General features: G+C 72.9%; 11 protein-coding genes and 2 pseudogenes. 8 read left to right on the top strand and 5 right to left on the bottom strand.

The genetic code is table 11. From position 1 onward, the window contains the following. The first annotated feature begins 206 nt into the window (after positions 1–206). Positions 207–398, top strand: coding sequence for a hypothetical protein (locus E4N62_RS00280; protein ID WP_005486830.1), 192 nt, complete (start codon positions 207–209; stop codon positions 396–398). A gap of 126 nt (positions 399–524) precedes the next feature. Here the strand turns inward: E4N62_RS00280 and E4N62_RS00275 are convergent, their stop codons facing one another. The 5 genes from E4N62_RS00275 to E4N62_RS00255 form a co-directional block, all read right to left on the bottom strand. Beyond that, positions 525–1,367: a hypothetical protein gene (locus E4N62_RS00275; RefSeq protein WP_230211407.1), complete on the bottom strand. Its 843-nt coding sequence runs from the start codon at positions 1,365–1,367 to the stop codon at positions 525–527. A gap of 308 nt (positions 1,368–1,675) precedes the next feature. Further along, positions 1,676–2,779, bottom strand: coding sequence for a peptide chain release factor 2 (prfB, locus tag E4N62_RS00270; protein ID WP_230211406.1), 1,104 nt, complete (start codon positions 2,777–2,779; stop codon positions 1,676–1,678). Positions 2,780–2,860: 81 nt separating this feature from the next. Next, the gene (locus E4N62_RS00265) at positions 2,861–3,478 is read right to left on the bottom strand and encodes a hypothetical protein (protein WP_230211405.1); all 618 of its coding nucleotides are present in this window, start codon (positions 3,476–3,478) and stop codon (positions 2,861–2,863) included. Between the two features lie 68 nt (positions 3,479–3,546). Continuing rightward, positions 3,547–4,779, bottom strand: a complete 1,233-nt coding sequence (locus E4N62_RS00260) for a serine/threonine-protein kinase (protein ID WP_184893409.1) — start codon at positions 4,777–4,779, stop codon at positions 3,547–3,549. 371 nt (positions 4,780–5,150) lie between these two features. Next, positions 5,151–6,875, bottom strand: coding sequence for a serine/threonine-protein kinase (locus tag E4N62_RS00255; protein WP_230211404.1), 1,725 nt, complete (start codon positions 6,873–6,875; stop codon positions 5,151–5,153). Positions 6,876–7,350: 475 nt separating this feature from the next. On the opposite strand from E4N62_RS00255, the gene E4N62_RS49175 reads away from it, so the two are divergent. From E4N62_RS49175 to E4N62_RS00225, 7 genes and pseudogenes are all read left to right on the top strand, one after another. Continuing rightward, positions 7,351–8,694, top strand: coding sequence for an FHA domain-containing protein (locus tag E4N62_RS49175; RefSeq protein WP_374116889.1), 1,344 nt, complete (start codon positions 7,351–7,353; stop codon positions 8,692–8,694). Between the two features lie 1,403 nt (positions 8,695–10,097). Continuing rightward, positions 10,098–11,507, top strand: a pseudogene (locus tag E4N62_RS49170) (FtsK/SpoIIIE domain-containing protein); the annotation flags it as partial. A gap of 437 nt (positions 11,508–11,944) precedes the next feature. Next, complete coding sequence (locus E4N62_RS00245; RefSeq protein WP_230212329.1) at positions 11,945–13,372, top strand: ABC transporter substrate-binding protein; 1,428 nt, start codon at positions 11,945–11,947, stop codon at positions 13,370–13,372. Positions 13,373–13,381: 9 nt separating this feature from the next. Further along, positions 13,382–14,746, top strand: a complete 1,365-nt coding sequence (locus tag E4N62_RS00240) for a carbohydrate ABC transporter permease (RefSeq protein ID WP_268268891.1) — start codon at positions 13,382–13,384, stop codon at positions 14,744–14,746. Further along, positions 14,743–15,630 carry a carbohydrate ABC transporter permease gene (locus tag E4N62_RS00235; protein ID WP_230211402.1) on the top strand — a complete coding sequence of 296 codons (888 nt, stop codon included), beginning with the start codon at positions 14,743–14,745 and terminating at the stop codon, positions 15,628–15,630. The genes E4N62_RS00240 and E4N62_RS00235 overlap by 4 nt, the downstream gene beginning before the upstream one ends. A 151-nt stretch (positions 15,631–15,781) precedes the next feature. Beyond that, complete coding sequence (locus tag E4N62_RS00230) at positions 15,782–18,238, top strand: bifunctional glycosyltransferase family 2 protein/CDP-glycerol:glycerophosphate glycerophosphotransferase (protein WP_230211401.1); 2,457 nt, start codon at positions 15,782–15,784, stop codon at positions 18,236–18,238. Then, a pseudogene (locus E4N62_RS00225) lies at positions 18,136–20,375 on the top strand (CDP-glycerol glycerophosphotransferase family protein). Before E4N62_RS00230 ends, E4N62_RS00225 begins: the two are co-directional and overlap by 103 nt. The last annotated feature ends 5 nt before the right edge of the window (positions 20,376–20,380 follow it).

The raw sequence follows: 20,380 nt of genomic DNA, 5'->3' as shown, positions 1-20,380 counted from the left end.
GCCCGAACAAAGGGGCGCGGGGAACTGCGCGACCAGCCCCCACCGACCAGCCCCCACCGACCCGCAGCCCTCCGACAACCGCACCCACCCCTTTCCGAGGCCCCCGCGCAACCTCCGGCGGAACCTGGCACAGTGGTGTAGAGGAACGGTCCGGCTGCGCGAAGCGTTGAGGTATGTGTGAGGCCATTGCAAGGAGGGCGAGGCGCATGACGTACGACCGGTTGGTGTGCGCGAACTGCGCGTCCCCCGTCGCCGAGGGCCGCTGCCATGTGTGCCGGGCCAGCCGCGAGCGACTCCAGCAGGAGAACCCCTTCGCGAGCCTGAGCCCCATGACACTGATCGCCCTGCTGGCGATCCTCATAGCGGCTGTGGCCCTGCTGGCGCACCAGACGGCATAGGGGCGCCTCGCCGACACGCGGCGTACGCGGGACGGACGGGACGGACGACGAGAACGACGAGGGCCCGGGGCTGGCTGCCCCGGGCCCTCGTCGTACGTGTGCGGTGCTGTGCCCGATCCTCTGGGATCAGGCGGCCGCGCCGCGGCCGGCCATCAGGCGCGGCAGCAGACGGAAGCCGATACCGCCGACGATCATCGTGGCGGCGCCGACCAGCAGGAACGTGGTCTCGGCGGCACCCGTCTCGGCCAGCTCGCCGGTGCCGACGCCCTGGGCCTCGGCCTCCGAGCCGGTGTCGGTGAGGGCCGAGGAGCCCTCCTGCTGCACGGACTCGTCGTTGCCGCCGTCGGTGTCGGTCCCACCGGAGGTGGAGCCGCCGTCGGAGGAACCGCCGGTGGTGGAGGAACCGCCGTCGGTGCCACCGTCGGAGGAACCGCCGGAGGTGGAGCCGCCGTCGGTGGAGCCGCCGGTGGTTCCGTTGGAGGTGGAACCGCCCGAGGTGCCGTTGGACGTTCCGTTGGAGGTTCCGTTGGAGGTGGAACCGCCGGAGGTGCCGTTGGACGTCCCGTTCGAGCTGGAGCCGGTGGTACCGGTCGTGCCGGTGGTGCCCGTGGTGCCGGTGTCGCCGCCCGTGGTACCCGTCGTACCGACCGTGCCCGTCGTGCTGACGCTGCCGGTGCTGGTGGTCTCGCCGGTGGTCTCACCGGTCGTGGTCTCACCGGTGGTCTCACCGGTCGTGGTCTCACCGGTGGTCTCACCGGTGGTCGCGCCCACGTTGGTGTTGCCCTCGGTGTCGTTGCCGGTCTGGACCGAGACGCCGGCCCCGATGGAACCGCCGTCGTCGGTGCTGACACCGACGCCGACTCCGAGGTCCAGCGCGGAAGCGGCGCCCGCGGCGGTCAGCGACGCACCGGCGGCGATCACGGCACCCGCGGCTATGCGCGCCACGCGGATCCGCGTCTTCTTCGTCATATGGCTGCTACCCCCAGTAGCTATCAGTAAATGGAGCAGCGCCCGGGGCCGCGATCAACGGGAGCAGTCGGTTGGGTCGAAGTCCCCCGGTTCACATGCGCCCCAGTAATGCGCATGCCATACGCCAACCTTCCCAGTTTTCCCAGTAACGTCAAGGTCGTTGCGTACGCGATGTCCCGTTCACCGCTTTTGACCTCGCCACCAACATGTGAGTGTGACGTAAGACCCAGACATCCCCACACAGACAAGGCAACTACCCTCCGGCGGAGGGCAGTTGCCTTGTCGACAAAGCGCTGAATTCCGGGGCCCTACTTCTCCTGCTGCTTGCGCCAGCGAATTCCGGCCTCCAGGAACCCCTCGATCTCGCCGTTGAACACGGCCTCGGGGTTACCGACTTCGTACTCGGTGCGGAGGTCCTTGACCATCTGGTACGGGTGCAGGACGTACGAACGCATCTGGTTGCCCCAGGAACTGCCGCCGTCCTTGAGGGCGTCCATCTTGGCCCGCTCCTCCTGGCGCTGCCGCTCCAGCAGCTTCGCCTGGAGCACGTTCATGGCGGTGGCCTTGTTCTGGATCTGCGACCGCTCGTTCTGGCAGGAGACGACGATGCCGGTGGGGAGGTGGGTCAACCGCACCGCCGAGTCTGTGGTGTTGACGCCCTGGCCGCCGGGCCCGGAGGACCGGTAGACGTCGACGCGCAGCTCGGACTCGTCGATCTCGATGTGGTCGGTCTGCTCGACCACGGGCAGCACCTCGACACCGGCGAAGGAGGTCTGACGCCGGCCCTGGTTGTCGAAGGGCGAGATGCGGACGAGCCGGTGGGTGCCCTGCTCGACGGAGAGCGTGCCGTAGGCGTACGGCACCTGCACGGCGAAGGTGGTGGACTTGATGCCCGCCTCCTCCGCGTACGAGGTCTCGTACACCTCGGTCTTGTAGCCCTTCTGCTCCGCCCAGCGCAGGTACATCCGCTGCAGCTTCTCGGCGAAGTCGGCGGCGTCGACGCCACCGGCCTCGGCGCGGATGTTGACGAGGGCCTCACGCGAGTCGTACTCGCCGGACAGGAGGGTACGGACCTCCATCTCGTCCAGCGCCTTGCGGACGAGAACCAGCTCCGACTCGGCCTCGGCGCGGGTGTCCGGGTCGTCCTCCTCCTCGGCCATCTCGAAGAGGACGGCGAGGTCGTCGATGCGACCGCGCAGCGTCTCAGCCTTCCTGACCTCGGCCTGGAGGTGGGAGAGCTTGCTGGTGATCTTCTGCGCCTCGTCCGGGTTGTCCCACAGGGACGGCGCGGCCGCCTGCTCCTCGAGCACGGCGATGTCTGCCCTCAGCTTGTCGAGGTCCAACACGGCCTCGATCGACTCCATGGTCGAGGAGAGGGACTTCAGCTCTTCGGATACATCGACGACTGCCACGCCCCCAGCCTAACGGCTCCGCCGGGCGACCATGGTGGGGCGCCCTCGGCCCGGGGCGGCAGCCGGCGGTGACCTCGTCCCTCACCCCCCGACCACGGCCCCCTCGTCCTCGGTTCCGGTCGGGTTGACGGCGTCGAAGAGGATCTTGTTGGAAGCGCGGTCGAACCAGAACGTCGCTGTGTACAGGCCGGCCGTGATCTCCTCGTTCACCTCGGGGCTGGTCAGCCACTCGGTTTCCTCGGACGTCGAAGCGCCGAGGGCATCAGGGATGTCCTCGGGCCCGGCCTTCTCGAAGGTCCTGTCAGGGGCGTCGAGGACGGCCTTCATGTCCTCGGCCGTGGTCTCGAAGTAGCCGACCATTCTGATGTCGCTCGGGCCGGGGACGCGGGACGAGCCGCCCGCGAGGTCCATCGCGCACCACTCGGTGGTGACGACCTTGCCCAGCGCGGAGAAGCGGTCGGTGACCTGCTGGGTGGTGTCACGGATCTCGCAGCCCGCCGAGGTGCTGTCCGTCCCGGGGGCGGACCCCCGCGGTTCCGCGGAACCGCAGGAGCCCACCGAGACGATCGCGGCGAGGACCAGTGCGCCCTTGAGCGCGGCCCCGGCTCGTGCGCCTCGGGCGATGAGGGGATCGGCCCGGCCGAGGGTATGGAATCTGCCGCCGACCTCGTCGGGGGTTTCGCTCGCGATGTCGTTCATTTCCTTGCTGCGAGTCGCAGGGCGCCGGTGTTCCTGTCACCCGGGGGATGCGCGATGTGCACGTCACATCACGGCGATGTCGGCGTGGAGTTGTTGGTGTCCTTGGACCCGCCGCCCGAGTCGCCTCCCGATGTCGCCGCCCAGGTGCCCACACCTGCTGCGACCACCAGCGCGACCGCCGCGGCCCCGAGCGTGATCCGTCGGCGACGGGCCATCGCCCGACGGCGGGCCGAGCCCGGCCGGGGCGCCCCCGAGGCCCTGGGCACCCGGGCCGTCCCCCGGGCCCCGCCCGCCAGCTCGTCCGGCCCGGGCACCCTCATCGACGTGTGCGTGTCCCGATTGGAGTCCGGCTTCGCCCCGGGCACCAGCGGTACGGCCCCTCGACGCGCCCGCTCCCCGGGCACCACCGGCACGGTCTGCTCCTCGGCCGCCTCCTCCGTCTCCGCCCCGGGCTCGTCGACGTCCAGTGGCGGCATCCCGGCGAGCAGCGGCAGCTGCTCGCGCAGTCGCGTCGCCAGTTCCGAGGCGCGCAGGCGGGAGGCCGGGGCCTTCGCCAGGCACTGGACGAGGAGCTGCCACAGTTCCTCGGGGATGCCGGGGAGGGGGACCACGGTCTCGGTGACATGGCGGCGCAGGACGGCGCCGGGGTGGCCGCCGCCGAACGGGGTGAAACCGGCCAGCAGCTCGTACAGCACGGTCGCCAGGGCGTAGATGTCCACGGCCGCGCGGGGCGGCAGGCCCTCGACGATCTCGGGGGCGAGATAGTCCGGTGTTCCGATGATCTTCGTGGCGCGGGTGCGCCGGGGGGAATCGATCAGCTTGGCGACGCCGAAGTCGGTGAGGAGGGCCGGGTGCGCGCCGCCGGGGCCCAGCGGGCCCTGCATGTCCAGCAGCACGTTCTCCGGTTTCACGTCCCGGTGGACGACCCCGGCCGCGTGCGCCGCCGCCAGACCGTCGGCGATGTCGGCCACTATCGCGACCGCCGCCTCGGGGGCCATGCGGCGCTCCCGGTCGAGGCGGGTGCGCAGGTCCGTGCCCCGGACGAGGTCCATGACGAGGGCGAGGTCGTTGCCGTCGACGACGAGGTCGCGTACGGAGACCACGTTCGGGTGGTCGAGGCCCAGCAGGGCGGTGCGCTCCTGGACGAAGCGTCCGACCAGTTCCTCGTCGGACGAGAGGTCCTCGCGCAGCAGCTTGATGGCGACGGGGCCCTCCGGGCCCTCACCCAGCCACACCGTGCCGGCGCTGCCCCGCCCCAGAATCTGGTTCGCGGTGTACCGGCTTCCGATCTTCCGTCCCAAGACTGCTCCTACAGGCCGCGTGTTGGCGACAAAGCTACGCGCCCGGGGACCCAAGGTTCACCGCCGAGGCGGAAATCACCCCTCGGATGTCGACAAGTCCCCAACGTGGGACTCCGTCTTGGGGCGGGGTGCGCGGAAGGGTGGGGTGGATCGGTGCGTCGGCGGGTGCGGGTGGGTGGGGCTTCTCGCGCAGTTCCCGCGCCCCTGAAAGCAGGGGCTGCGCCCCGTGCCTTTCATCCCGCCGCGCCCCCGTCGCCTTTCAGGCCCGCAGGGCCTGGTCTTTGTCTGTTAGGGGCGCGGGGAACTGCGCGAGACGCCCCACCGCAGCCGCACTCGCCAACCGGACCCGAACCCCCGAGCCATCAGGCGCTCTACTGCCCCGAGCCCCCCGAACCGGAGCCGTCGGCCAGTTCGCCGATCCACTTGCCCACGTCGCCGACCCAGTCGGACAGCTGGCCCCACCAGCTCTTCCCCGTGCCGACCCACTCCTGCAGCGGCGTGAACTCCCAGATCAGCCAGCCGCCGACGACGAGCAGGACGATCATGAACAGGCACCCCTTGAGGCACCCGAGCCCGGGGATCCGCATCGGATTGGCGCTGCGCTGACGCGGCGGCCGGGGCTCCCGCTGCGGCCGCGGCGCCGGCTGCTGCGGCTGCGGCGCGGGCGCGTACCGCTCCGGCTGCCGCCGCTGCGGCTGCGGCTGCCGCGCGGGCGCCGGGGCGTACGGCTGTTGCTGCTGCGGGTGGCCGTACCCGGGGCCGGGCCCGCCCTGCTGCGGCCGCTGCTGCCGACGCGGCGGCTGCTGGGGCTGCTGCGGCTGCTGCCCACGGCCCGCCTGCCGCTGGGGCCGGCGCCGCAGCGGGTCCTCGCTGGGGTCGAGGTACTGGACCTGGGTCTGTTCGTTGCGGTCGCGGGCCGCGCGGAGCTGGTTCTGCCAGGGGTGCGGCTGTTCGGGCGGCTGCCCGCCGGGGTCGTGCGACGGCACCGGCGGCATGACGGACGTCGGGTCGGCGCCGGAGGTGTGCGGGAGCACGGTCGTGGGGTCGCCCGAGCCCGCAGGCCCGGAAGTGTGCGGGAGGACGCTCGTCGCGGCGTTCGGGCCGTACGCGCCCGCGCCGTGCGGCAGCACCTGCGTCGGGTCGGCCGAGCCGAACGGCTCCGGGGAGCCCGGCACCTGCGCGGGCGCCGGGTCGGGGGCGAGGATGTGGCCCACGCCCTCGGCGGCGGCGATCTGCATGGAGTTCGCGTGCACGCCCACGCCCTCGGCGACGATGCGCAGCGCCCGGGCGAGGTTGACGGCGCTGGGCCGCTCGCGCGGGTTCTTGCGCAGACAACGCTCGATGACCGTCCACAGCGGGTCGGGGACGGTGGAGGGGCGGCGCGGTTCGGCGCTGAGGTGCTGGTGCAGGACTTCGAGCGCGGACTGGCCGTTGAACGGCGGGCGGCCGGTGACCAGTTCGTACATCAGGATGCCGGCGCCGTAGATGTCGACGGCGGAGGTCTGCGGCTGGCCCTCGGCGGACTCGGGGGCGACGTACGCGGGCGTGCCGACGAACTCGCTGGTCCGGGTCAGCCCCGGGGAGTCGGCGAGGCGGGCGATGCCGAAGTCCGTCAGCATCGGGTGCATCTCGCCGCCGCCCTGCTTGAGCAGGACGTTCGCGGGCTTCAGATCGCGGTGGACGACGCCGTCGGCGTGGCTGGCGGCGAGCGCGTCGGCGATCTGGGCGGTCATCAGGGCCGCGCCGACCGGCGAGAGCGGGCCGCTCTCCCGGAGGTAGCGATGCAGGTCGGGGCCCTCGACCAGGTCCATGACCAGGGCGAGCAGATCGCCCTCGACGACGAGGTCCCGGACGCGCACGATGTTCGGGTGGGTGAGCCGGAGCAGGACGGAGCGCTCCCGCAGGAACCGCATCACGATGTCCGCGTCGCTCGCGAGCTCCTCCTTCAGGACCTTGATCGCGACGGTCTCGCCGGGGTGGCCCGGCACGGCCGCCTCGGCGCCGGCGGTCTCCCGCTGGCGGGCGCGCCAGACAGTGCCTGTGGCGCCGCGTCCAATCGGCTCCTCAAGGAGGTACTTACTGCCTACCGGCCGCACGTCATGCGCTCCCTGTTGCTTGCTTGCCTGGTCACGCCCTGGACTCACGCGGACGTTCCGACCACTGTAGTGCGGCCGTCCCCGGGACCGGGCTGTTCACTTCCCGACTCTTCCTGCCCACTCTGTCCGTTCCCTGTGGGTCGAGTACGTACGGGTACCCGTGTGCGTTCGGTGGAAAGACGCTCCCTCGTGGGCCTTGGTTGCCGTGCGGGGGTATGTCGGGTTCCGGATGCGGACGTGACCGATCCCGAATGCGGCCGCGTTGCGGACGTGACCGATCTCAAGTGATCAACTGGCGAGCACTGGTCAGGCATTTTTGCGGGCAGAGCCGACCAATCAAGATCACTTGATGCCGGGCGGCGGGCGAGTTGTCAGTGGCAGGTGCGAGGATGCCTCCAGAACTGGCCGACGTGCCCGTGAAGCGGTGGGGGAAGTCTGCGGTGGGGACCGCGCAGTCTCGTCCTCGTCGTCGCGGGTGCCCGCGCGGAAGGGACCGCTGACGGCGATGCAGATCCGGCTGACCGTCGTAGACCCGCTGGGACCGCCCTCCGAGCCGCGAGGACGTGCCACGGCCTGCGACGTGCTGGTCACGGCGCCCGCCGGGACGGCTCTCGCCGCCGTGGCCTCGGGCCTCGCCTCCGCCGTCGGGGAGGGCGGTGCGGAGCGTCTGGAACGCAGCCGGGAGGTCGGCGGCGGACAGGTCGTGCTGTACGCCGGTGCCGAGCGCCTCGACGTCCAGCGGTGCACCCTCGGCGAGCCGCCTCTCATCGACGGCGCCGTGCTCTCCCTGGGCGCCCCCTCCGAGCCGGGCCCCGAGGTCGACGAGGCCGCCGCGCAGCTGCACGTGGTGGCCGGCCCCGACGCGGGCGGCGTCCATCTGCTGCACGGCGGCAAGATCCACATCGGCCGCTCCGCCGACGCCGACGTCCCGCTCGACGACCCGGACGTCTCCCGCCTGCACTGCGCGGTCACCCTCTCCACCGACGGCCGTGTCTCCGTCGTCGACCTCGGCTCCACCAACGGCACCACCCTCGACGGCACCCGCGTCGGCGACCGCCCGGTCCGCCTGGCCCCGGGCGCGTTGCTGCGCATCGGCGAGTCCGCGCTCCGGCTGGCCTCGTCGTCGGGAGCGCGCGGGGTCGGCACGACACCCGACGGCGAGGGACACGTCCGGGTCGCGGCGGGGCCGGGGCGGCGACGGCAGGTGACAGCGGCTCCGACGGCGGCTCCGGGGCCGGCGGCGTGGCTCGTGGGAGTACGGGAGCGGCGGGGGCCGGAGTTCCGGGCACGGGCGTGCCGAGCGGCGGACGGTGCCGGGGCAGGGCGGGTGCCCGGCATCGAGCGGACGACGGGGAGCACCGGGCCCGGCACGACCGGGGCACCGGCCGGGGCCGCGCCGAGCGTCGGCCAAGGGCCGGTGCCGCCGGTGCCGCCGGTGCGCGAGGGTGCCGGTGAGGGCGGCGGAGCGGGATCGGGGCGCAGAGCCACGTCCGTCCCCGCGACGGCCACGAGCCCCTCGGCAGTGCCGCGGGCTCCCGCGCCGCCGACGCCCCGCACGGCTACGACGACCCGCGCGCCGGTGAGGCCCGGAGCCACGGCGCCTCCCGCCGGTCCCACGACTCCCGCGCCACCGGTGAGCCCGGCGGGCCGGGTGCCGGGGCCGACGGACCCGGTGAGGGCGGACCCGGTGAGGGCGGTCTCGGGCACGGCGGTGAGACCCCCGGGTCCGGTACCCGCAAAGGCACGCCCCTCCGGGGCACGGACGTGCCGCGTGGGGTGCGCAGACGGGGTGGGCTCGGTGCCTGGGCCCGGCGGCTGACCGGCGGGCGGGCACAGTCAGGGGCCGAGTACGACCCGTACGAGTACGACGCGGAGTACGACGAGGACGAGCGCGGGGCGCTGGCCTCGGTGCTCCCGGCGGCCGGGGAGCGGCTGCCGGAGACCTGGCCGGACCTCGCCGCGCTGCTGCTCACCGCGCTCGGGCCCGGCGCCCGGCTGTGGGAGCGCGGGCCGGGGCACCCGGAGGCGCTGTCGGTACGGCTGGGCACGACGGACCGTCCCGCGCCGGACGGATCGGGTCTGCTGCCCGCCGTGCCGGTGACCACCGGGCTGCGGGAGGTCGGCGCGCTGGGGCTCGCCGGACCACGCCCCCGGCTGATGGGGCTGACCCGCGCGGTCGTGGCCCAGCTCGCCGCGCTGCACTCCCCCGACATCCTGGAACTGGTGCTGATCAGCGCGGACCGCGCCCGGCCCGCCGAGGAGCGCACCACCGACTGGTCCTGGCTCGGCTGGCTCCCCCACCTGCGCCCCGCGCACGGCCAGGACTGCCGTCTTCTCCTGGCCTACGACCGTGAGCAGACGACGGCCCGGCTGGACGAACTGCTGCGGCGCGTGGAGGACCACGCGGCGGACACGGCGGGCCACGCGCCCGGGAGCACGCCGGGCGCCGACGGCGGACGTACGACGACAGGCTGGGCCACGGTCTCGGTCGACCCGGCCGATGGGGGTACCGGGGCGGCCGACGGCGGCTCGGCCCGGCGGAGCGCGCGGCGGCCGTCGTGGGCCCGGGAGGACGAACCGGCGGGCGGTGACTTCGCGGGGCCGTACACGGTGGTGATCGTCGACGGGGATCCCGGGGGCGCGGATGTGCGTGAGGCCGTGGTGCGGCTGGCGCAGGAGGGGCCCGTCGCCGGGATCCATGTCATCTGCCTCGCCGAGACGGAGTCCGCGTCGCCCGCCTCACCGGTGACCGAGACGTACACGGCGGCCTGCGAGGTCTCCCCCGCGTTCCGCGCGTGCGGGGCCGTCGCCCTGCTCAGCGGTGACGTCGCCACGGCGCTGCGGCTGCTGCGTGTCACCTCCGCCGGGTACGCCGGGGGGAAGGGTTCCGGGGCGACGGGCGCGACAGGCGCGACAGGCGCGACGAATACGGCCGGTACGGCGTACGCGGCGGGTGGGGCCGGACGGGCGGGGTCGGCCGGTCTCCCGTCGCGGGAGCCCGCGGACCACGCGCGCGGTACGGCCTCCCACGCCTCACCGGGCCCCCGCCCCGACCACACGGAGCCCGTACGGCCCGACCGGGCCCGTGGCTCCGCACAGGCGGACCCCGCCGTGGTGAGTCGCACGCACACCGCCCTCGACCTCTCGGAGAGCGCGCTCACGGGTGCCGACGAGCGGACGCGCCCCGGCACCCGGGACATCCCCTCGCTCGACGCGCGGGAAGCGCCCGGCCTGCTGAACCACGGCACGGTGGCCACGCTGGACGCGGTCTCGGCGGCGTGGGCGGAGCGGTTCGCGCGGGCGCTGGCGCCGTTGCGGACGGACGGGGCGGTCGGCGACCGGCAGGCGCGGGTGTCGGCGCCGTTGCCGCAGTCGGCGCGGCTGCTGGACGAGTTGGGGCTCGCGCGGGCCACACCGGCGTCGCTGATGGCCCGCTGGGCCGACGCGGGCGACGACACGACGGCGCTCGGGGGGCGCGCCTGGGCCGTGCTCGGCGCCGGGCCGCGCGGGCCCGTCTCCGTGGACCTCGTCGCCGAGGGTCCACACCTGTTCATCGAGGGGCCGGCCGGCAGCGGCCGTACGGAGCTGTTGCGGGCCGTCGCCGCGTCGCTGGCCGCCGCCGAGCGGCCCGACCGGCTGGGCATCGTCCTCGTCGACGGGCGGGACGGCGGCGCGGGTGGCGCCACCGGTGGCGGCGCGGGCCGCGTCGGGGAAGGGCTCGGCGTCTGTACCGACCTGCCCCATGTGGGGACCCATCTGACCGCCAACGACCCCGTCCGTATGCGGGAGTTCGCCCAGTCACTGATCGCCGAGCTGAAGCGTCGGTACGAACTGCTCGACGGGCTCGGGTTCGTGGAGTGGCACACGCGGCGCGAGCTGTCGGGCCGTATCGTCCCGCAGCGCTCCGCGACCTCGACGACCTCGGCGACGTCGGGGTCCGGGGCGGCGAAGTCGGCCGCTCCGGGGTCGGGGTCCTCCGGGCCGGGCGGGTCGGGGGCGGGGCCGGGCAGGCCGGGGCCGCCGATCTCGACTCGTCGTCCAGCTCCACGCTACGGCTGCGGCCGAGTCGACGGAACACCGAGCAGGACGGCAGGGGTGGGGCCGGTAGGGCCTCGCCTCGGAGCTGCCCAGGCTCGTCGTGATCGTCGACGACCTCGACGCGCTGCTGTCACCGCCCCTGGGCTCCACGGGGCGGCCGGCTGCGGGTCGGTCGTCCGGGCCCTGGAGGCGGTGGCCCGGGAGGGCGAGCGGCTCGGGGTGCATCTCGTGGCCACGACGGGCGGGGGCGGACGGAAGAGCGAGAGCGAGCTGGGGCGGGCGGCCGGCGGGCGGGTCGTCCTGAGCGCGCCGGTGCCGGGTCCCGACGAACCGGCGCCGGGGCGCGGCGAGTTGCTGGGCGAGGGGGGTCGTACGACCGCGTTCCAGGCGGGACGGGTGACGGGCCGCATTCCGCGCACGGCCACCCTCCGGCCGACGGTCGTCCCGCTCGACTGGACGCGGATGGGCGACCCGCCCAGGCGGCGCCCCGTACGGGAGTTGGGCAACGGCCCCACGGACCTGGCCCTCCTGGCCAGCGCCCTGGACCGAGCGGCCCGCGAGGTCTCGGCGACGATCGCCCCGTCCCTGCTCTGAGGGACAGGTGGGCCGCAGGCCCCTCCCAGGGGCGCGGGGAACTGCGCGAGCAACCACAACGAACCGGCCACCCGCCCACGACAAAGCCCCTGACGACCCATAGGCACCCGACACCGGCCCTCGGCGAGTCATGGCTCTGTGGGACGGGGCCGCAGGCCCCTCCCAGGGGCGCGGGGAACTGCGCGAGCAACCACAACGAACCGGCCACCCGCCAAGGAAGAGGTCCCCCACGGCGCATAGGCACCCGCACCCGCCAGCGCAGCACCCCGTCGCCGAGTCATGGTCACGACGCGGTCACGATCAAGACGTTGACACGGCAGGCGCTCTTGCCGCTCCCGAGCACCCGGCGTAGACCAGAGCCCACGGGACAGCGCTCTACGTTCGACGACGCACGGAGAACGGGGTCAGAGATGCGCAACATCCACCGCATGGGTCGCATGCTTCGCACACGCAAGCCCACTTCCCTTGGCAAGCCCACCCATCCCCCCACAGTCAGGGCCACCACGCACAACGCTCCCGCCGCCAGGGCCGTCGCGGCCCTCGCCGCCGGCGTCCTCGCCCTCTCCCTCACCGCGTGCGGCGGTGACGACGACAAGGGCGACGGCGCCGACAACGGCAACGACGGCGGCAACAAGGCCACCGTCCAACTCCCCAAGCTGGACGGCCAGAAGCTGGAGGTCGCGGCCGTCTTCACCGGCCCGGAGCTGGACAACTTCCAGAAAGTGCTGGACGAGTTCGAGAAACGCACCGGCGCCTCGGTGACGTTCGTGCCGACCGGCAACAACACGTCCACCTTCCTCGGTACGAAGATCGAGGGCGGCAAACCGCCGGACGTGGCGTTCCTGCCGCAGGTAGGCGTGTTGCACCAGTTCGCCGAGAAGGGCTGGGTGAAACCGCTCGGCAGCGAGGCCCTGGCCCAGCTGGACAAGAACTTCTCGGACGGCTGGAAGGACCTCGGCGCGTACGAGGGCAAGCGGTACGGCGTCTACGCGAAGGCCGCCAACAAGTCCCTGGTCTGGTACAACACCGCCGCCTTCGAGACGGCCGGGATCACCGAGGAGCCGGGTACCTGGGACGAGTTCCTGCAGACCGCGCAGACGCTCTCCGACGCCGGCTCACCCGCCGTCTCCATCGGCGGCGCCGACGGCTGGACGCTCACCGACTGGTTCGAGAACGTCTACCTCTCGCAGGCGGGCCCGGAGAAGTACGACCAGCTCGCCCAGCACGAGATCAAGTGGACCGATCCGTCCGTGAAGGACGCCCTCACGACACTCGGTGAACTGTGGGGCAAGGACGAGCTGATCGCGGGCGGGGCCTCCGGCGCGCTGCAGACCGAGTACCCGAAGTCGATCACGCAGACCTTCACCGGGGACGCCCCGGCCGGCATGGTCTTCGAGGGCGACTTCGTGGCCGTCACCATCAACGGGGACACGGATGCCGAGATCGGCACGGACGCCAAGGTCTTCCCGTTCCCGGCGGTCGGCGACGACTCCCCCGTGGTCACCGGCGGCGACGCGGCCGTGGCGCTGAAGGACGGCAAGGGCGCGCAGGCGCTGCTCACCTTCCTCGCCTCGACCGACGCGGCGGAGATCTGGGCGGCCCAGGGCGGCTTCCTCTCCCCCAACAAGGAGATGGACCCGGGCAGTTACAAGGACGATGTGACCCGGGAGATCGCCAAGGCACTGCTCGCGGCGGGTGACGACTTCCGCTTCGACATGTCCGACCAGGCCCCGGCGGCGTTCGGCGGCACCCAGGGCGTCGGTGAGTGGAAGGACCTCCAGGACTTCCTGAAGAACCCCGACGACGTGGCCGGCGCCCAGAAGCAGCTGGAGACCGACGCGGCCAAGGCCTACGGGAACGGCTGACGGCGACTCATGTCGTCCGCCGTGACGAAGACGGCGGGAGGCGCCGGCGCGCTGCCGACGCCCCCCGCCGCACCGCGCAAGAGCGTGACGGGCACCCGGCTGTGGGTGGCGGTGCTGTTTCTGCTGCCCGCGCTGGTGCTGCTCGGCGCGCTCGTGGTCTACCCCATCGGGTACTCGGTCTGGCGGAGCCTGTTCGACGCGGACGGCTCGGGCTTCGTCGGCCTCGACAACTACGCGGAGATCTTCACCGACGACGCGACCCTCGTCGCCGTACGCAACACCGCGATCTGGGTCGCGGTGGCCCCGGCGGTCGTCACCGCGCTCGGGCTGATCTTCGCGGTGCTGACCGAACGGGTGCGCTGGGGAACGGCGTTCAAGCTGATCGTCTTCATGCCGATGGCGATCTCGATGCTGGCCGCGGGCATCATCTTCCGGCTGGTGTACGAACAGGATCCGGACCAGGGTGTGGCGAACGCGGTCGTGACGTCCGTGCACGACATCTTCGTGGACGAGTCCGTGTATCCGAAGGCCCGGCCCAACGCGCAGGTGAGCGATCTGAAGGCGTCCGGCGGCGGGTCGTTCACCACGGAGGGGACCGTCCGGGCGGGCACCCCGGCGCTCCTCCCGCTCGTCGGGATCGCGCCGGGCAGCCTGCCCGGTGACGCGCGGGACGCGAAGGCCCCCGGCGCCGACACCGGGGACGATGTCACCGGCACCGTCTGGCTGGACTTCCGGCTCGGTGGCGGCGGTGAGAAGGGCGTCGTCGACCCGGGTGAGAAGGCGCTGGAGGGCGTCGAGGTCGAGGCGGTGAAGGACGGCACGGTCGTCGCCACCGCGACCAGCGGCTCCGACGGCACCTTCCGCCTGCCGGAGTCCGCCGACGGGTCCCGGCTCCGGCTGCCCGGCTCGAACTTCGCCGCGCCCTACAACGGCATCGACTGGCTCGGCCCGACCCTGGTCACCCCGGCCGTCATCGGCTCGTACGTCTGGATGTGGGCCGGCTTCGCGATGGTGCTGATCGCGGCCGGGCTGGCCGGGGTGGACCGCAATCTGCTCGAAGCGGCCCGCGTCGACGGCGCGAACGAGTGGCAGGTGTTCCGGAAGGTCACCGTGCCGCTGCTCGCACCGGTCCTGGTCGTCGTCCTCGTCACGCTGATGATCAATGTGATGAAGGTGTTCGACCTCGTCTACATCATCGCGCCCCAGCCCACCCAGGACGAGGCCAACGTCCTCGCCCTGCAGCTCTATCTGGTGTCGTACGGCGGTGGCGGCGACTTCGGTCTCGGCAGCGCGATCGGTGTGGTTCTGCTGCTGCTCGTGCTGCCGGTGATGTGGGTCAACATCCGTCGCCTCAGGAAGGAGCGCCAGCGGTGACGACTGTCGAGGAACGCTCCACACCTGTCGAGAAACGCTCCGTCGCCGCCCGGCTCGCGAGCGGCGCGGCAGGGGGCGCGTTGCGTGTGTTCCTGCTGCTGGTGGCGCTGTTCTGGCTGGTGCCGACCTTCGGGCTGCTGGTCTCGTCGTTCCGCGACCCGACCGACATCTCCACCTCCGGGTGGTGGAAGGTGTTCTCGGCCCCGGCCCAACTCACCACGCGGAGCTACGAGTCGCTGCTGGAGAACGACGGCATCACGGACGCCCTCTTCAACACGATGTGGATCACCGTGCCGGCGACGCTGCTGGTCGTCCTGATCGGCGCGATGGCCGGATACGCCTTCGCCTGGCTGGACTTCAAGGGCCGTGACTGGTGGTTCATGGGCGTGGTAGGGCTGCTCGTGGTGCCGGTGCAGGTGGCGCTGATCCCGCTGTCCGGGCTCTTCCGGGACCTCGGGATCTTCGGCGACATCATCGGCGTGGTGCTCTTCCACGTCGGCTTCGGACTCCCGTTCGCGATCTTCCTGTTGCGGAACTTCTTCGCCGAGATCCCGAGGGAGTTGCTGGAGGCGGCGCGGCTGGACGGGGCGGGTGAGGTACGGCTGTTCGCGACGGTCGTCCTGCCGCTGGCCGCACCGGCGCTCGCGTCCCTCGGGATCTTCCAGTTCCTGTGGGTGTGGAACGACATGCTGGTCGCGCTGGTCTTCTCCAGCTCCGACTCCCAGCCGCTGACGGTGGCACTCCAGCAGCAGGTACGGCAGTTCGGCAGCAACATCGAGGTCCTGGCGCCGGGCGCGTTCATCTCGATGGTGATCCCGCTGGCCGTGTTCTTCGCGTTCCAACGGCAGTTCGTGTCGGGGGTGATGGCCGGGGCGGTGAAGTAGCGGCCGCCAACTGGGGGCGCGCGCACCGCGGAACACACCCGTGCGCCCCCAACTCCCCTGAGAATCCCCCGTATGGAACACGCACCGTAACCAAATCATCCCATCGGCCGTTTCCGGGCAGTATGCCCGCGCCGACCCATGGATGTCCCCCTTGCCCAGGTTCAGTGTCATCGTTCCCGCGTACAAGGTTCAGGCGTACCTGCACGAATGCCTGGATTCTGTGCTGTCCCAGTCCTTCTCCGACCTCGAACTGATCGTCGTCGACGACGCCTCGCCCGACAACTGCGGTGCGGTCGCCGACGAGTTCGCCGCCCGCGACCCCCGTGTGCGCCGCACCGTGCGCCTGCGGGAGAACGCGGGGCCCGGCGCCGCCCGCAACACGGGGATGGAGCACGCCAGGGGCGACTACCTCCTCTTCCTCGACGGCGACGACACGTTCACGCCGGGCGCGCTCCAGGCGATCGCCGACCGCGTCAAGAAGACCGGCGAACCGGACGTCCTCGTCCATGACTTCGCGCGTGTCGCGTGGACGGGCGAGCCGGTCCACGACGCGCGTGACCGCCGACTCACCGAGCAGGGCCCGGCCCCGTTCCGGCTCGACGACCGCCCCGGCCTGCTCACCATCCGCCCGGCGGCATGGAACAAGGCCTACAAACGGGAGTTCGTCGAGGACCACGGCTTCCGGTTCCCGTCCGGCATCTACGAGGACACGGCCTGGACGTACCCCGTCCTGATGACGGCCGAGTCCGTCGCCACCCTCGACCGGGTCTGCGTCCACCACCGCCTGCGCCGCCACGGCAGCCTCCTCGGGGCGACTACGTACGGTCACTTCGACGTGTTCGGGCAGTACGACCGGGTGTTCACGTACGTCGACGAGCGGCCGGAGCTCGCGCAGTGGCGACCGGTGCTGTTCCGGCGCATGCTCGACCACCTCACCTCCGTGTTCTCCCGGCGCCACCGGCTGCCGCGCGAGGCGCGCGCCGAGTTCCTGCGGGCGGTCCGCGCGCACTGCGCCCGCTACCGCACCCCCGGCGTGCCCCTCCGCGCCCGCGCCCGGCTCCGGCACGCGCTCCTGCGGCTGGGCAACCCGCGCCTCTACCGCGCCCTGTGGGCCGGAGCGCGGCTGGGCCGGGCGGCCGGGCGCCTGGTGCGGGGCGTGGCCGGTCTGTTCCGCTCCGCCGGTCTGCGCCTCCACTACCGCGTCCAGCGGCTGCTCCCGCTGCGTGCGGACCGGGCGGTGTTCGCCGCGTACGGGGGCCGGGGCTACGAGTGCAGCCCGGCCGCGCTGGAGAACGCGTTCCGGACGTACGTCCCCACGATGCGCACCTCCTGGGTCGCGCGCCCGGAGCACCACCACACGCTGCCGGTGGCGACCCGGCGCGTGCTGCCCGGCTCGATGGCGTACTGGACGGCGCTCGCCCGCTCCAAGTACCTGGTGAACAACGTCGACTTCGACAGGCGGCTGGTCAAACGGCGCGGTCAGGTGCTGCTGCAGACCCAGCACGGCACCCCGCTCAAGCACATGGGGCTCGACCTGCGGGACCGGCCGGCGGTGGCGCGCGGCACGGACTTCGAGGACGTCCTGCGCGGCAGCGACCAGTGGGACTACGTCCTGTCCGGCAACCGCCACTCCACGCTCGTCTGGGAGCGGGTCTACCCCTCCCCCTTCACCACCCTCGAATACGGCTCGCCGCGCAACGACGTGTTGCTGAGGGCGAACTCGACGGACGTGGCCCGGGTGCGCGAGCACCTCGGGGTGCCCGAGGGCGCGGTCGCCGTCCTGTACGCCCCCACGCACCGCGACTACCGGCACTCGCAGCGCGCCCATCTGGATCTGGAGCGGGTGCTGCGCAAGCTCGGGCCGCGCTTCGTCGTCCTGGCCCGGGCGCACCACGCGTACGACTCCCCGCTGACCGACCTGGCGCACGGCCGACTGCTGGACGTCACCGGCTATCCGAGCGTGGAGAACCTCTGCCTGGCCTCGGACGCCCTGATCACGGACTACTCCTCCCTGATGTTCGACTACGCCAACCTCGACCGGCCCATCGTGATCCACGCGGAGGACTGGGAGGCGTACGAGGCGGCGCGCGGCACGTACTTCGATCTGCGGGCGTGTGCGCCGGGCGCGGTCGCGCGCAGCGAGGACGAGCTGATCGACATCTTCGCGACGGGGCACTGGCGGGGGTCGCGGTCGGCGCAGTTGCGGGCGGCGTTCCGGGAGCGGTTCTGTCCGTATGACGACGGGCGGGCGGCGGAGCGGGTGGTGCGGCGGGTGGTGCTGGGTGAGTGTGTGCCGCCGGGGATGTGGTGCCGTTGGGGAGCGGCGGCCGGTTCCGTCGGCGTCGGCCGTCCGTCCGGGTGCGGACGACTTGCTGGGCACGTAGACGGTTTCCTCGCCCCGCCGCCCCTACCCGTCCCGTCCCCAGGGGCTGCGCCCCTTAGACCCCCAGACGTCCGCCCGGTGGGGGCTGGTCGCGCAGTTCCCCGCGCCCCTGAAAGGAAAGAATGCCCCGCTTCAGCATCATCGTCCCCACCTACGGCGTGGAAGGGCGGCTGCCACTCGCTCTGGAGTCGGTGCTCGGTCAGCCGTTCGGTGATTTCGAGCTGATTCCGGTGCACGAGGCGGCGGCGGACTCACCGGCCGGGGCGATCAGCGCCGCGTACGCCGTCAGGGACACCCGCGTCGCCCCGGTCGAGTCGCCGCCGACGGGCGGCCTGAGCGCCGCCCGCAACGCGGGACTGGCCGCGGCGCACGGGACGTACGTCCTCTTCCTCGACGGGGACGACACGCTCTCGCCCGGCGCGCTGCGGGCGATCGCGGACCGGCTGGACGAGACCGACGAACCGGACGTCCTGCGCTTCGCGCACGAGCGGGCGCACTGGTGGGAGGGCGGCACGACGATCGTGCGCCCGGTCGGCCCGGACGCCCCGGCGTGGAGCGCGACCTACCGCCGGGACTTCCTCACCACGCGCCAACTCACCTTCCCCATCGGCCACTTCACCGATGTCGGCTGGAACGGCCTGGTCGCCCTCGCCGCCGACCGCACGGCCGAACTGCCGGGCACGGCCTGCGTACGCCATCTGCTGCGCCGGCAGGGCAGTCGGCTGTACGCGCCCGGCGCCCACCACCTCGAACTCCTCGACCAGGTGGAGCTGGTGCTCGCCCGGGCCGCGGCCGGGCAGGCGCTGACGGAGGCGCTGTTCGGGCGGCTCTTCTCGATCGTGCTGCGGAGTCTCGCGCACCCGGAGCGGCTGCCCGCCCACCACCCCCGGGACTTCTTCCGCCGCGCGATGCACCTCTACGGCCTCCACCGCCCGACCGGCTTCCAGGTGCCCGCCGGCCACCTCGGACTCCAGCACCGGCTGCTCGCGAGCGGCTCGTACGGAGGATTCCGGGTCCTGCACGCCGCCCGTCGCGTCGCTGTCGGCGCCCTGGCGGCGCTCCCCGCCCCCGCACGCCCCTGGCCCGCGCCGTCTGCGCCGTGCGGCGCCGTCTGCCGCTGGACCCGAACCTCGCCGTGTACCGCGCGCACCGGGTGCGCGGTGTCGGCGGCGACCTCGCCGCGCTCCACGCGAAGGCCCGTGAACTCGCCCCCCGGGTCCGTTCGGTGTTCCTCGTCGCGGCGGACGCGGTGGACCGGGTCCCGCACGGCGCGGAGCACGCCGTGCTCGGCAGTCCGCGCGCGGGGCGGATGCTGGCCCGCGCCAAGTACCTCGTCGACGACGCCGATCTCGACGACCTCACCGACCTCACCTGTCTCGGCGATCCCGGCGACACCGTCGTCGAGCGTCCCGGAGGTGTCCACATCCGGACCTCGCCCGGCACCCCGCTGAAGGCGACGGGCCTGGACCGGTCCGCGTATCCGGCGGTGGCCGCCGGGCCCGCCGCTTCGGCCGCTCTCCTCGGGCGCGTGGACCGCTGGGACTTCGGCCTCTCCGCCAACCGGCACTCCACCGAGACCTGGGAGCGGGCCTTCCCCGGGAGGTACGAACAGCTGGAGTACGGCTGTCCGCGCAACGACGTCCTCTACACGGCGACGGCCGAGGACGTGGCGCGCGCCCGGCGCGCGCTGGGCGTGCCCGAGGGCAGGAAGGCCCTCCTCTACGCCCCGACCCACCGCGACCACTCCCCCGGCCACGAGCCCCGGTTCGACCTGGAGGCGTTCCGCGAGGCGGTGGGCGAGCAGTTCGTGGTGCTGCTGCGGGCACACCACCGCTCGGCCCCCGGTACCCCGCGCGCGAGCGGCGGACGGATCATCGACGTCACCGCGCACCCCCGCGTCGAGGAGGTGTGTCTCGCCGCCGACGCGCTGATCACCGACTACTCGTCGCTGATGTTCGACTACGCCCACCTCGACCGGCCCGTCGTGATCCTCGCGGAGGACTGGGAGGTGTTCCGGGAGACCCGGGGCGTCTGCCTCGATCTGCCGACCACGCCGCCCGGTCATGTGGCGCGCACCGGGCGGGAGTTGGCGGAGCTGTTGCGGAACGGCTCGTACGCGGACATGGAGGCCGACGCGCTGCGGGCCGTCTTCCGGGAGCGGTTCTGCCAGTTCGACGACGGTCGGGCGGCCGAACGGGTCGTACGGCGGGTGTTCCTCGGCGAGCGGCCGGAGGCGCTGCCGCCGGTCCCGCCGCTCGCCGAGCGCACCCCGCCCCACCGTTCGCCGTTCCGGCACCCACGGCCCCGACTCCCGCAGCCCCGGCACCCGCCGTCCCGACACCCGCCGCCGCGACCCTCGTGAGGAGC

It is taken from the genome of Streptomyces sp. MNU76, assembly GCF_020982545.1.
Classification (GTDB): Bacteria; Actinomycetota; Actinomycetes; order Streptomycetales; family Streptomycetaceae; genus Streptomyces.
The sequence above is the reverse complement of the archived record's forward strand: the minus strand, read 5'-3'. Positions and strand labels throughout refer to the sequence as shown.